Origin of the sequence: Pedobacter sp. MR22-3 (assembly GCF_026240075.1) — a bacterium.
In the GTDB taxonomy this organism is placed as follows: Bacteria; Bacteroidota; Bacteroidia; order Sphingobacteriales; family Sphingobacteriaceae; genus Pedobacter.
This window is the reverse complement of the sequence record NZ_JAPIVF010000004.1, coordinates 539,218-553,611: the sequence shown is the minus strand read 5'-3', so window position 1 is coordinate 553,611 and position 14,394 is coordinate 539,218. Positions and strand designations below refer to the sequence as shown.

Annotated in this window: 11 protein-coding genes; 7 read left to right on the top strand and 4 right to left on the bottom strand. The window is 41.1% G+C overall.

Annotated elements, in window-relative coordinates:
- The first annotated feature begins 189 nt into the window (after positions 1-189).
- A complete protein-coding gene (gene holA / locus OQ267_RS12175) occupies positions 190-1,212 on the top strand; it encodes a DNA polymerase III subunit delta (RefSeq protein ID WP_265836136.1) in 1,023 nt (340 codons plus the stop codon).
- A 107-nt stretch (positions 1,213-1,319) separates the two neighbouring features.
- Here holA and OQ267_RS12170 read toward each other — a convergent pair whose 3' ends face one another.
- The 3 genes from OQ267_RS12170 to OQ267_RS12160 form a co-directional block, all read right to left on the bottom strand.
- Complete coding sequence (locus OQ267_RS12170) at positions 1,320-2,432, bottom strand: pectate lyase family protein (protein WP_265836135.1); 1,113 nt, start codon at positions 2,430-2,432, stop codon at positions 1,320-1,322.
- 287 nt (positions 2,433-2,719) lie between these two features.
- A complete protein-coding gene (locus tag OQ267_RS12165; protein ID WP_265836134.1) occupies positions 2,720-3,397 on the bottom strand; it encodes a LytR/AlgR family response regulator transcription factor in 678 nt (225 codons plus the stop codon).
- Positions 3,394-4,488 carry a sensor histidine kinase gene (locus OQ267_RS12160; RefSeq protein WP_265836133.1) on the bottom strand — a complete coding sequence of 365 codons (1,095 nt, stop codon included), beginning with the start codon at positions 4,486-4,488 and terminating at the stop codon, positions 3,394-3,396. Before OQ267_RS12160 ends, OQ267_RS12165 begins: the two co-directional genes overlap by 4 nt.
- 152 nt (positions 4,489-4,640) lie before the next feature.
- Between OQ267_RS12160 and OQ267_RS12155 the strand changes: the two genes are divergently transcribed.
- Genes OQ267_RS12155 through OQ267_RS12135 form a run of 5 tightly spaced genes read left to right on the top strand, consistent with a single transcriptional unit; the run spans position 4,641 to position 11,745 of the window.
- Positions 4,641-6,014, top strand: coding sequence for a hypothetical protein (locus OQ267_RS12155; RefSeq protein ID WP_265836132.1), 1,374 nt, complete (start codon positions 4,641-4,643; stop codon positions 6,012-6,014).
- 14 nt (positions 6,015-6,028) lie between these two features.
- The gene (locus tag OQ267_RS12150) at positions 6,029-7,324 is read left to right on the top strand and encodes a cation:dicarboxylate symporter family transporter (RefSeq protein ID WP_322974866.1); all 1,296 of its coding nucleotides are present in this window, start codon (positions 6,029-6,031) and stop codon (positions 7,322-7,324) included.
- A gap of 10 nt (positions 7,325-7,334) precedes the next feature.
- Positions 7,335-8,927: a phosphoenolpyruvate carboxykinase (ATP) gene (gene pckA / locus OQ267_RS12145; protein ID WP_265836131.1), complete on the top strand. Its 1,593-nt coding sequence runs from the start codon at positions 7,335-7,337 to the stop codon at positions 8,925-8,927.
- 34 nt (positions 8,928-8,961) lie between these two features.
- Entirely contained in the window at positions 8,962-10,149 is a 1,188-nt protein-coding gene (locus tag OQ267_RS12140) for a cation:dicarboxylate symporter family transporter (protein WP_265836130.1), read from the top strand.
- Between the two features lie 33 nt (positions 10,150-10,182).
- Complete coding sequence (locus OQ267_RS12135; protein WP_088302953.1) at positions 10,183-11,745, top strand: malate:quinone oxidoreductase; 1,563 nt, start codon at positions 10,183-10,185, stop codon at positions 11,743-11,745.
- Between the two features lie 232 nt (positions 11,746-11,977).
- Here OQ267_RS12135 and OQ267_RS12130 read toward each other — a convergent pair whose 3' ends face one another.
- On the bottom strand, positions 11,978-13,810 hold the full coding sequence (locus OQ267_RS12130; RefSeq protein ID WP_265836129.1) for a LuxR C-terminal-related transcriptional regulator: 1,833 nt from the start codon (positions 13,808-13,810) through the stop codon (positions 11,978-11,980).
- A 233-nt stretch (positions 13,811-14,043) separates the two neighbouring features.
- Here OQ267_RS12130 and OQ267_RS12125 point away from each other — a divergent pair, with 233 nt between their 5' ends.
- Positions 14,044-14,394 (top strand): DUF4870 domain-containing protein, encoded by a 351-nt coding sequence (locus OQ267_RS12125; RefSeq protein WP_265818711.1) that lies wholly within the window; start codon positions 14,044-14,046, stop codon positions 14,392-14,394.

The window sequence follows — 14,394 nt, the reverse complement described above, 5'->3', positions numbered from 1 at the left end:
TTCGGTTGGCAATTTTTGGTCTGCAGTTAACAGTTGTATGTTTCTTAACAATGCAACAATAAAACAATTCAATTATTGCAGCTTCAAAGTTAGTTAATTTTAGGCTATGGTATAATGTCTCAAATCTCACATCTTTAATTTATAAACATTTATCTGTTTCCTAAATCCTAAGTTGTAATTTTACGGCTCATGACTGCTGCCGAAATTATCAAGGATTTAAAAGCCCGAAAATTTAAACCTGTGTATTTATTGCATGGTGAGGAATCCTATTATATTGATCAGATTACGGATTATATTGAGGACAAGCTTTTAAATGATGCTGAAAAAGGATTTAACCAGACGGTTTTGTATGGGAAAGATACCGATATGGCTACTGTTTTAGGTGCGGCAAAGCGTTACCCGATGATGTCAGACTTTCAGGTGGTGATTGTAAAGGAAGCACAGGACTTAAAATGGGGTAAAGAAGATGCAAACAGCAAGGAGGCAGAATTTGTACTCAACTATTTTGAAAAACCACTGCCTAGTACTATACTCGTACTGGCATTTAAATATGCTAATTTTGATAAGCGGAAAAAGATTTACAAGGCCGTACATAAATCGGGTTTAATTTTTCAGTCAGATCTTGTTCGTGACTATAAACTGGTACCCTGGATTGAGGAATTTATTAAGGATAAAGGCTATAAGATAGACCAGCAGGCGTCAGTTTTAATGGCAGAATATTTGGGTACAGATCTCTCCAAGATTGCCAATGAGATTGAAAAGCTGATGCTGAATGTTCCTAAAGAGGTGACCATTAATACGGATCTGGTTCAGAAAAATATAGGCATCAGCAAAGAATACAACGTTTTCGAATTGCAAAAAGCACTGGCCATACGTGATGTGCTGAAATGCAATAAGATCATCAGCTATTTCGCCAGTAATCCAAAAGCCAATCCAACGGTAATGGTGTTGGCCAACCTGGGTGGTTATTTTACCAAACTGCTCAAATACCATTACATCCCCAATAAAGCTGAGGCTGCATCAGCACTGGGAGTTCCGCCATTTTTTGTAAAGGATTATGAAGTGGCTGCCAGAAATTATAATACCGGAAAAGTTTTTCAGGTGATTGGTCTGTTGCGGGCTTACGATTTAAAAAGTAAGGGTTTAGACAGTTCGGGAAACGTAAGTGACGGAGAATTATTAAAAGAACTGGTTTTTAAGATTATTCATTAGCATGAAGCTAAAAAATCATCCGATAAATAGCGGTAAACCCGGTATTCATCGGATGACTTTACATTCACCGAATGGCTTCCAATAGCAGCCTCGCCCTACTTTATTTTTTACAGCGATGAACACACATTGCCTGTAAGTGTTGCCCCTGCGCCGTTTGATGCCGTTACGTTAGATTTTACGCTGGAGGCATTTAGTATAGTCAGGCTGTAAGGTGGCGTAAATGCATTTACACCATTACCTGAAGTATTTCCGGTGACAGCTGTAAAAAGGTTGTTTTTTGCCTGAACCGCTGTTGAGGTATTGTCCATCAGATCAATTGGGTTTTTCACATTCTCAAAAGCGTTTGATTCCACTAAAATGTTGGCTTCAAAGCCGGCCTGAATACAGCTTTTACTTACCGTACTGTTAAATAAATTATTTACAATATGCACTTTGCCAAATCTTACACGAGGCATCCTGGCTACAGCGCCCTGTGCCCACCAGCAACGTACAAATGTGATCCGAAAGCGGCCTCTATCTGCAGTGGCACCATCACTTGATCCGATCAGATTTGAGAAGCGGTGATCATCTGATCCGCCCGAACCGCCTGATTTTGGTGGTTTGAGATAAGAAAATTTGCAATAAGATACCGTGATATAATCTGAAATATTTTTGATGTCAAAATTGCCATCCACGCCATCCCTGAACTCGCAGTGATCAACCCAGATGTTATTGCAGGCATCAACGGTTATATTGTCTTGTCCGTCAACATCATAAGCACCAGGACCCTCAAAAATGATATTTCTGATGATGATGTTATTGCATCTTTTAACATACATAATCCCTGAATTATCCTTGGTTTGGTCAGCCGAAACTAATTTAGCTCCTGATGAACCGAAAATTGTTTTTCCATTCTGGTCCTGAAAGGAAATCCGTCCGCCGGATGGAATGGTGATGGTTCCGTTAACCTGGATCACCTTGACGCTGGTATTCTGAATGGCTGACTTCAATGCCGCATAGGTGGTTACTACAGTGGCCGTTACTTCGCCGCCACCGGTTGTTCCCCCGTTTTGTGACGCCCAGCCTTTTGATGGGCAAACCGCTTCGGTAACAGCCATTGGTGAAGTAACGTTTTTGTTCGTGATCTCGCTGCTTTCAGATTGATTGTTTTTTTTGCACGCGGGCAAAGAAAATGCCATGGCCACAGCCATCAGGCAGGTTAATAAATACTTGTTTCTCATGTTGAATTTAAATTTGGTTAGATAAATTGTATTGAAATCAGGCGTGCTTTCTCAGTGTATCGGAATATGTCAATCGGTATGTATTTGTTAAATTACATCTAATGAGGATATAATTGTCTTTTTGTGTTGAGTATATTTGTGCAATCGTTCACGGGATCGATTGCGGACACCATGATAAAATCAGGTAGCTATTTTTAAACCTCCTTATCGGAGGTGTCTTTTAAGAAGTATAGAAAATTTATTAAAGATTCAAGTGAACCTAGGCGGAAGGTTTTCCTTATGGTAGCTTATTTCAGGCAATCTTTAAATTTTCGCCCGATTGGCAACTGTTTGTCATCTGCCAAAAAAACAAATTGAGAATTGTGCGACTTCACCTGTTTAACGTGTACGATATAAGATTTATGAATTCTGACAAATCCCAGTTTTTCATTTTTATCGATAAAATCTGACAGGCGCTGTAAAACCATGTATTGTTTAAATCTGGTGATGATTTTCAGGTATTCTCCAAATCCCTCAATCCATAAAATATCTTTTAAAGGCAATTTATTCACCATATAATCAGATTTAAACACCAGGAAATTATTTTCCTGCTCTATTCCGGTAAATTTCAGGTAGTCTGCAGCCTTTTGCACAGCTTTTACAAAACGTTCCGGAAATACGGGTTTTACCAGATAATCAATTACATCCAGTTCGTAAGCCTGAGCAGCATGGGTGGGATCAGCAGTAATAAAAATGCACAGTTTGCCACTGGGCACCATTTCTACCATTTCCGTACCTGATATTCCGGGCATTTCAATATCCAGAATCAGCAATTCCACTTCATCCATCTGCTCATAAATAACCGCTTCCGCGGGATCCTGGAAACAGGCTAAAAGATCAATTTCATCAATGGTTTCACAATACTTGCGAATCAAATCCAGCGCCGGAGCCTCATCATCAACATAAATTGCCTTTATTGGTTTCATATGCGTATGATCAGTTTAGATAAATAAGAGGTGCCATTTTGGTCTGTCTTCATTTCATATTTTTCTCCATACTCACGGTCTAACATCATTTTCAATACCTTAAGTCCTGCGCCACGATAGCTTGAGGCATTATCTGTTATCTTCTTTTCGGATATGGTGTTGAAGAGATTAAACTCAACTTCAGCTTCTTTAAACAATAATGAAGCCGTAATCTGTGCATTTTCATCTCTGCCCATAGCTGAATATTTAACTGCATTTTCAAAAAGGGTCAGGTAAATGGTAGGGGGTATCTCAACAATAGCAGTGAGTTCGCTGGATTCAAAATTCATGACCAGATTTAATTTCCGGTTACTTTTCAGTTGATAAAGTTTACTTAAGGCGGCAATCATTTGCAGTTCGCGTTCAATAGGAATGGTTTTCTTTTCCATTTCGTAGGTAGTATACTGCATCAGAAGGCTAAGTTGTTTAATCAAATCGGCTGAACTTCCATCTGTAGCGTAACTATGAGAATAGATATTATTGAGGGTATTGAAAAGGAAATGCGGGTTGATTTTAGATTTCACCAGTTCCATATCGGCCTCTTTCTTTCGCAGGCTTAATGCCGATAATTCGCGCTCAGCAATGAGTTTGTATTTGGAAATACCCTGTACAGATGGAACCAGAATAATGATGGCCTGCATGAGATAGATCATAAACAGGTATTTACTGTCAGCAGACTTAAATGCCCTGAAAAGCTCAGGTTCAACCAGTATTCTCATCAGGCTGGAGATGACAAATAATGCCGCAGTATAACGAACATATTCACCATATCTGGCCTTTTGATAAAATTCAGGAATGAGTTTTTTAAAGCACAGGAGGTATACCGGAATGTTAATGGCCAGCATGAACAACATGGCTAATGCCGCCTCGGCAAGATTAAAGAAACTTACGTAAATGTAACTGCTGATCCCAATAAATGCCATCCAGAAGAGCAAATGCTGCACGGTAATGACGCCGGGCCATTTGCCATTTAATAAGAAATCCATCACTTTTTTATCAAACGAAAGACGAAGAATCAGCATCAGGAAAACAAGATTGATCAAAAGGATCATGGTATTTGGTTTTGTTTCTGTAGTTCGTTTATAATTTACGTCGTTTATTGATATAAATGTTTTTCAGCACTACTTATACCCATCTTTAATTTTCAGATATGTCTTTTTCATAGCTGAATTAACCAAATATAAACATAGGATTTACTATTTCAATGAATAGGCAACAATCAATGATGGCTGATCAATCTATTTTCTTCAATAAAAAAATTGTGCTAATCCATATTTTGCCCTTTATGGTTATTCTTGGCCTATGCAATGCTTTTTTCCATCCTGCATCTGCTCAGGAAAAAAAGCCAAATAAACCACTTGTGGCTTATTTGAATGATGATAAGACCCATTTTGTAAAATTTTCCGGCTATGCACAATTATGGGCGAGGTACACGGCGCTAAATCCGGGAAGTAAAGTAAATGAGAGTCTCCGCAAAAGTACTGCAGACTTGTCTTTAAGAAGGTTAAGGATGAAAATGACGGTTAACCTGATTGATCATCTAACTTTAATTTTTCAGGGTGGTACCACCAACCTCACTTATCTGGATGATAGCGAAAGTGCTTTTGATCTGCTCGATGCTTTCGGGGAATATAAATTTAGCAATAAACTGAGCATTGGTGCCGGCCGTTCCAATTGGAAAGGGCTTACTCGTTTTGCTTCAGGCCCTACATCGACCCTGCTTTACGATGTCCCGTTTCTGGATTTGGGCAATGTAAACCGAACGGATTTAACCTTGCGAAACCTGAATATTTTTGCAAAAGGTCAGTTAGGTAAACTGGATTACCGCATCATTCTGGCAAAGCCTTATATATCGGCCCCGACAAAACCTATCCAGCATATTTCCGGTTTTAATAATTTAAGCGTTAAACCCAATCTATCTGCTTATGTGAAATGGCAATTTTTTGAGTCGGAAAGTAATGCAGGTGCAACTGCTGTGGGGAGTTATCTGGGGAAGAAAAAGGTGCTTGCCGTAGGAATCGGGGCAGAAGTTCAAAAAGATTTAATGTGGCACCTGGCCGGAGCGGATACGGTACTGAATGATATGAAGCTGTATAGTGCAGATGTATTTTATGATACGCCGGTAAACGTAGAAAAAGGTACTTCCTTCAATGTTTATGCTGCCGTTTTTCACCATGATTATGGTCCTGGTTACGTTCGGAATTTAGGGATCAATACTATCGCCAACGGGCTTGATGCCAGTACAGCTTCCTTTAACGGTGCCGGCAACGCCTATCCCGTAGTAGGAACGGGAAACAGTTTTATTTTTCAGACTGGTTTTTCCCTTCCTTATTTTAATCAGCAGAAAAAGAAAGCCAGGTTAATGCCTGCTATCGGTATTCAGTATTCCCGGTTTGAGCGGTTAGCCGATCCCATGTTTACCTATGACCTCGGTTTGAATCTTTTACTCCGGGATCACGCCTCAAAATTTGTATTTAATGCCCAAAGCCGGCCAATTTATACCCTTCAGGGAAGTGAACTCAAGGTTTCTGAGCGGAAAATGATGTTCGTTCTGATGTACCATATCAATATAGATTAATAAAACAGCGTAATATGTTAGTGAACAAAAATCCTCAACCCGCAGCTCAGCAAACCAGGCTTGCCGGAAGCATTTGGATGCGAATTTTCTCCAACCTTACCTTTTGGGTGCTCATCGCCATTATTGCCGGTGCCATACTGGGTAGTTATGCCCCCGCAACAGCCGTCAGGATGGAAATTATAGGTAAAACTTTTATCGACATCATCAAGCTTTTTATTGCACCCATTATCTTTTTAACCATTGTGCTGGGCATCAGTGGTATGGGCGATTTAAAAAAGGTAGGTAGGATCGGACTTAAATCACTGATTTATTTTGAAGTGGTATCAACCATTTCCCTGGCGATCGGTATCCTGATGGCCGTCTTAATTAAGCCTGGAAATATTGATAAATCTCATCTGCAAATCCAGAATGCTTCCAGGTATACTTCAGCACCAGCCGGGGGCTTTGACTGGATCAATTTTTTCATGAGTAACCTTACCATTCAGGTTTTAGTGGTTGCCATTATAGCTGGCATCATTTTAAACTATTCCAGATACCGTGAAAAAGCAGTAAGGGGTTTAAGTTATGCTTCTAAAATTGTTTTTAAAGGCTTGAAGTACGTGATGTACCTGGCACCACTTGGCGCATTTGGCGGAATGGCTTACACCATCGGAAAATTTGGCTTGCATACATTAGTCCCTTTGGCTAAGTTAATGGGTACGGTATATCTGACGATGGGCCTTTTTATTTTCCTGATTCTTGGCAGTATTATGAAATACTATAAGATGAGCATCTGGAATTTTATCAAATACATTAAGGAAGAGCTTTTACTGGTGCTTGGAACCTCATCTTCAGAATCTGCATTGCCATCCATCATGCTCAAGCTGGAAAAAATGGGCTGTAGTAAATCTGTTGTGGGTTTGGTTATTCCAACCGGTTATTCATTTAACCTGGACGGAACGTCCATCTATCTTTCTATGTCCGTTATCTTTCTGGCCCAGTTATATGGCGTTCAACTTTCAGTGTGGGAAATGCTGAGCATCATCGGCATCTTAATGGTGACTTCCAAAGGCGCGGCGGGCGTTACAGGAAGTGGCTTTATTGTGCTGGCCTCCACACTGGCCGCTATTCATAAAATTCCGATTGAGGGGCTTGCCTTTTTACTTGGTGTAGATAAGTTTATGAGTGAAGCACGTGCTTTAACCAATATTATCGGTAACGGTGTAGCTACGATCGTGATTTCAAAGAGCGAAAATGAGTTTCATCCTGTTGTAGCAGAAGCCGCGATTCAACCGGAGGATAAACTGGCAAAACAAGAATTTGTATACTAAATCCAATCAAATGAATACTTCAGAAACATTCAATGAATTAAGGTTCAGCATGTATGGCAAGCAGGTGCATTACCAGTTAAGTGCAGAAGAACTGATCAGCCAAACGCTGGAACGCGGGCAAGGTTGTTTGAGTAACCGTGGTGCACTTTGTGTGGATACAGGCACTTTTACAGGCCGTTCTCCTAAGGATAAATTTACGGTAATTGACGATACGACAAGAGAAACCATCGATTGGGGAGACGTGAACAGGCCTATTGCTCAGGCTCACTTTTATGGCTTGTATAGCAAAATGCGGGCCTACCTGGCTGAAAGGGAAGTTTGGGTGAGAGATGCTTATGCCTGCGCCGACCCGAGATATGCCTTAAGCATTAGGGTGGTCAATGAAACACCCTGGGCAAATCTGTTTTGCCATAACTTGTTCTTAAGGCCAGAAATACAGCAGAAGACAGCTGGTGAAACGGACTGGCTGATTTTGCAGGCCCCCGGTTTTGAAGCCGATCCTGAACAAGATGGTACACGTTCTAAAAACTTTACGGTAGTGAACTTTACCCGTAAAATTATTCTGATAGGTGGAACGGCTTATACGGGAGAGATGAAAAAAGCGATTTTCAGCGTGCTGAATTATATTTTGCCGGAAGAAAAAGGCGTACTCAGCATGCATTGTTCTGCAAATGAAGGGATGGATGGCGATGTATCATTGTTTTTTGGTTTATCAGGAACAGGCAAAACAACATTAAGTGCAGATGCTGGTCGTGCATTAATCGGCGATGATGAACATGGTTGGTCTGACGAAGGAATTTTTAATTTTGAAGGGGGCTGTTATGCCAAGGCAATAGATCTTAATCCTGAAAAAGAACCTGAAATTTTTGGAGCCATTAAACCCGGCGCACTTTTAGAAAACCTGGTGATAAACCCATCCAACGGGGTGATTGATTTTTCTGATACCACTAAAACCGAAAATACCAGAGTGGCCTATCCCATTGATTTTATTCACAATGCCAAAAAGGGATCATCAGGCGGAACACCCAGGAACATTTTCTTCCTGACCTGCGATGCCTTTGGTATTTTACCTCCCATCAGCCGGCTGGATAAGGGGCAGGCCATGTATCATTTTATATCAGGATACACCTCAAAGGTAGCCGGTACAGAAATGGGCGTTTCCACACCGCAATCTACTTTTTCAGCTTGTTTTGGGAGAGTTTTTCTTCCCCTTCATCCGCTTAAATATGCTGAATTGTTAGGTCGCAAACTGGATGCTAATCCTGATATTAAGGTGTGGCTGGTCAACACCGGATGGATTGGAGGCGCTTACGGAACCGGAAACAGAATCAGTCTGAAATATACCAGGGCACTTATTGCCGCCGCCATGAAGGGAGATCTGCAACATGTTCCATACGAAAATCATCCGGTCTTCAAATTTGCTGTACCTCAGGATTGTCCGGCAGTTCCGGCAGATATCCTTAACCCCAGAAACCTTTGGGAAGATGTGCATGAATATGACCGGAAAGCAATGGATCTGGCGCTATTGTTTGAACATCATTTCTCTGGCTATGCCGAATTGGCCAGTAAGGTAATGAAAGATGCGGCCCCATCATTTGTATAGAAATATTGCTATATTGAAGATCAATCGAAATCATTTGAGGCTAATAGACAAAACAGACCTGGTTATTGATAAGCTAAACAAAACCCTTAGCTTACAAATATTTATAGCCATTATATTGGGTGCCCTGGCTGGTGTCTGCTTTCCGCATTTTGCGATCAGGTTGCAGTGGGTGGGAAGTTTATTTGTGCTGGTGATTGAGCCTTTTGTACCGCCTGTTATATTTCTAAGCATTGTAAGCGTGTTCGGAAGTTTGGAAAACCTTAAGCTGGCCGGAAGGATTACTGCAAAAGCGATTCTTTATTTTGCAGTGGTGAGTACACTGGCCATTATTTTTGGAATGTGCAGTGCATTGATAATTCACCCGGGAAAGATAGACCGTAGTTTAGTGGAATCTATTGAACCTGCAAAGGTAATGACCACTTATTATGAAGGCTGGCTTAAATTTGTGATGCAAAATGGTATGCTGCTGTTATTTGTTTTGGCCGTTGCCATTGGTATTCTAATCAACCGTTTAGCAAATCGTGACGCGGTGGTCAACATTTTTGAACACCTTAAATCCACGGTACTTCGGGTATTACGATACCTTTTTCTATTGGCGCCTGTCATTACCTTTAGTGGTATTGCCTATACCGTAGGGCGTTTTGGACTGGATACCCTGGTGCCTATCGGTAAGCTGCTGGCCGGAACCTACATTACGATGTTCTTGTTCATCGCACTGATTTTAGGATCTTTACTGGCAGGTTTGAAGGTAAATCTTTATACCTTTTTAGGGTTGATCAAAAATGAATTGCTATATGCCCTGGGGACATCATCTTCCAGTTCCGTTATTCCGTTGCTTCTCGAAAAACTGGAGAAAATAGGCTTGAAAACGCCAGTGGTGAGGTTGGTTACCGTTACCGGAAATTCGCTCAATCTGAATGGAACCTGTATTTACCTGGGGATGTCGGTCATCTTTCTCGCACAGCTTTACAATGTAAGTTTTTCCTTAACGGAGCTCGCGGGTATTGTGGTCATTATTTTACTCACCTCCAAAGGTGCATCGGGTATTCCCGGAACAGGATTTTTAGCCTTGGTAACTACGGTAGGCAGCATACATCAAATTCCGGTAGAAGGTTTAGCTATTTTATTGAGCATTGATCGGTTTATGAGTGAAGCAAGGGCCATTACCAATACAGTTGGACATGCCATTGCCGCGCTAATTATTTCAAAAAGTGAATCTTAACGTACGCGTTTAAAAATAAAAATGAATAAAAAGATGAAAAAATTAATCACATACCTGCTGATCCTGTTAACAGGTTTTAGTGTAGGTTGCAAAAATAAAAGTGCTGATGAAGAAACCGATGTGGTATTGGTTGGTGCCGGTGTAATGAGTGCAACACTTGGCGCAATGATGAAAACATTGAATCCTAAATTGAAAATCAATATTTACGAGCGGTTGGACCTGGTGGCTGCAGAAAGCTCAGATGCCTGGAATAATGCCGGAACAGGCCATTCTGCCTTTTGTGAACTGAACTATACACCACAACGTCCGGATGGAACCATAGAATTTAACAAAGCCATTTCCATCAATGAACAATTTGAAATTTCAAAACAGTTCTGGGCGTATATGGTCACTAAGGGTAAGCTGCCTGAACCCAAATCTTTCATCAATAATGTGCCGCACATGAGTTTTGTCTGGGGAAATAAAAATGTAGCATACCTGAAGAAAAGATATGATGTGTTGAGCAGGCAACTGCTGTTTAAAGGCATGCAATATTCTGAAAATTTTGATACCCTTGCCAAGTGGATGCCCTTGGTTATGACGGGAAGAAACAGAAAACAAAAGGTTGCTGCAACCTATATGGCTATTGGTACCGATGTTAATTTCGGAAGCTTAACAAGGGGCCTGGTGGCCTCATTGAAAAAGGAAAACGGGGTAAAGGTAGCGCTGAATCATGAGGTGAAAAATCTTAAACGCCTGGACGATGGTACCTGGCTGGTTACCGTATTGGATAATAAAACAGAGAAGGAGCGCAATATCAAGGCAAAATTTGTATTTATTGGTGCCGGTGGTGGTGCTTTAAGGCTGCTGCAGAAATCTAAAATTCCGGAAGGGAAGGGCTTTGGTGGCTTTCCGGTAAGTGGTGAATGGATGGTTTGCAACAATCAGGAGGTTATAGCGAAACACATTTCAAAGGTTTATGGCAAAGCAGGAGTAGGGGCACCACCTATGTCGGTGCCACATCTGGATACACGAATTATTAATGGTAAAAAAGCATTACTTTTTGGCCCTTATGCAGGCTTTTCTTCCAAATTTTTAAAACAAGGATCTTATTTAGATTTAACCCGCTCCATTACCTTAAAAAACATCTGGCCAATGATGTCGGCCGGAGCAGATAACATCCCGCTGACTAAATATTTAATTGGTCAGGTTACACAATCTGATGAGGAGCGTTTAAACGCCCTGAAGGAATATTTTCCAGCAGCAAAGGCTTCCGATTGGAAACTTGAAACTGCCGGACAACGGGTTCAGATTATTAAAAAGGATGAAAAGAAAGGCGGTTTACTACAATTTGGAACAGAAGTGGTCAGTGCAGAAGATGGTAGTTTGGCGGCCTTATTAGGTGCTTCTCCAGGTGCATCAACCTCTGTTGACATCATGATTACGCTGTTGAAAAAATGCTTCCCCCAGCAAATGGCTACGCCAGAGTGGCAATCAAGAATGAAAGAGATGATTCCATCCTATGAAAAGAAACTTTCAGAAGATAAAGACCTGGCAAATAAAGTTAGAAAGGCAAACAGCACTACGCTTGGGCTGCGGTATTTTACGATAGATTAGTGATTTTCTTTGCAGATAAATTTTTAAAGTTACTAACTCTTATTATTTTATTTTTAAATAGCATTAGTAACTTTTGAGGAGATTCTCCAATTGATTTGTCATGCTGAATTAGGTTCAGTACCTTTTAGCCTAACAGCTTACAAGAGCGTTGCTTATTGCTATATTTTCCCGATAATGACAGCAGTTTCTGCAGAAGCGGGACAGTAACATCTGCGTCATGTATCTGTACTTTTTAACTTTGGTTCTGTAGAAATACATTCAGGTCATCATCTTTTCCAAGCCCGAGCTTTTGTTTAATCCGGTAGCGGCTCATGCGTACACTTTTAGGTTCAATGCCCAAACGTGCAGATACCTCCTTATTTGATAATCCCATCAGCATGTAGGCGCAATATTTTAAATCAAGCCTGGTGAGGCTTTGGTTGGCCTGTTGTTGCAGGCGTTCAAAAAAAGCAGGATTGGTTTCAAAAAAATCTGTTTTCTGGGCTTCGAAATCCTTATCCATTTTCTTTTGCTGGTTCAGAATCCGTTTCATTTGCGCATCAAAAGAAAGGTGATTCGCTGCATCAACCTTTCCGGAGAGCTGTTCCAGCAATTCATTCTTCTCTTCAATCTGCAAGGTTCCTGCCAGCACTTCCTTTTGTAACCTATCCTGGCGCTCTTTCAGCAAAACCTGTTCGGTTTGCAATTGCATGGCCTCTGCCTCTTTGAGCTGTGCCCTTAATTCGGCGGCCGTTTTCTCCTTATCTATCAACTCCTGCTTTCTGATGGATGCCTTTAACTTAAAATTGTATGCGCGCAGCAGAAACAGCAGAACGGCTATCCCCATAATACCCAGCAGCACATAAAAGGTGGTCCGTTTTTTAGCAAATAAGGCCTCCTGATGCAAATAAGCGATTTCCTGTTCATTTTTTGCCGTCTGATATTGTGCCTCTACCCGGGTAATGCTGTTGATTTTCTCTTCATTAAAGGCCTTTTTATAAAATTCGAAATACTGTTTCAGGTAATTTAGCGCAAGTTTGGCATCTCCCTTTTTTTCGGCAATGCCTGAGAGGCCCTGGAAGATCCGGGCTTTAGTAAGAGGCATGCTCACTACTTCATTTGCCGTGGCATTTAGTCCGCTCAATAAAATCTTTTCAGCCTCGTCATAATGCCCGTCGCGCATGGCATATTCGCTTTTTAAGCCATAGCAATTAAGTAATACCTCCTGCAAATTGGTTTTGGTGGCAATTTCAATGGCCAGGTTCACATATTGCTCTGCGCTGTCGCGATACCGGTCGGGAAAATATTGAAAATAAATGTTGGCCGTATTCAGGGCAATGGCTGCTGTGTTGCTTCTTAAAACCAGGCGTCCTTCCTGCTTTTGGGCAAGCAGCAATGATTTTTTATAAATGGTTAAGGCAGAATCGAGCAGGTTGCGTTGAGCAGGCTGCTGTTTAAACCGGTCAAAATAAGTCTGCCCGATGGTAAAATAAGCATTGTTCAATTGGTCTACCTGTTGGCTCGCCAGTGCGGCCTGGTAGCATAAACCGGCATATTTTTGTTGCCTGGCCGGGTTGTTACCATAGCTATATATGCTGGCCAGGTAGTGGTAAGCCGTGCTTTCATATTCAGCAGCATCTTGTCCTTTAAAATAATCAATGGCTTTCAGTAGTTTACTGGCGGCCTGGTCATTCTGATCATTAACGAGGTCTAACCAGCCGTTTCTGAACCATACAAAACCCAGTGTTACCCGATCTTTTGTTTTGCGGGCATAATACATGGCACTATCACGACTGGCATAGGCATTTTTCAGCTCCTTTTTCCACACATATAAATGCACCAGTGTAGCGAAGGCCATGGCTTTTCCTTGCCCGTCAGGCAAAGTCCGGCTAATCTTCAGGGCTTCATTGGCCTGCTTAAAAGAAAGGGGCAGGTGCTGTTCAAAATTGGCTTTCGCCAGCTTACATAAAATATTTACACGCCTGGCCGGGGCGAGATCTTCCTGGTTCAGTAAATGGTTTAGTGAATCCAGATATATTTTCTGTCCTGATGCATGGGTAATGACAATAAAGAAAAAGGATATCATTAAGCATAATGATTTTACGGGAATCTGCATGCCTCAAAAATAGAAAAAAGAAATAATTCCGGAAAAAATCATATTCCGGCAAACGCTTGAATTCAAGTGATTTAAAGAAAGTTGTAGACGAATTGTAGACGCTAATTTTTTTGGCCGTAGTCGGGGAGTAGACACTGTTTTCTTGGTACAGGAAGCACTCCGGCCTAATTTTGTCCTATTCATTTACTTAAAAACACCATATCATGAAAAACAAGACCATGGCCATAGTAGCCTACATTACCCTTATCGGGTGGATCATTTCTTATCTGGAGTTTAAAAAATCTCCTGAAAAAAGCAGACTGGTGAATTATCATCTGGGCCAATCGCTGGGCATTATTATTACTTCCTTTGTGCTCAGTATTGCCAGCAGCATCATTCTGGCGATTATTCCTTCACTGGGTTTTATCTTTTATATTGTTTTATTGATTCCATTCCTGTTGTTATTACTGGGTGTTATTGCCGCAAACAATGAGGTGGAGAAACCTGTTCCGATTATTGGAAAAATATTTGAAGGAAGATTCAATTTTGCTTCAGAGAAACCAGGAAACATTTAA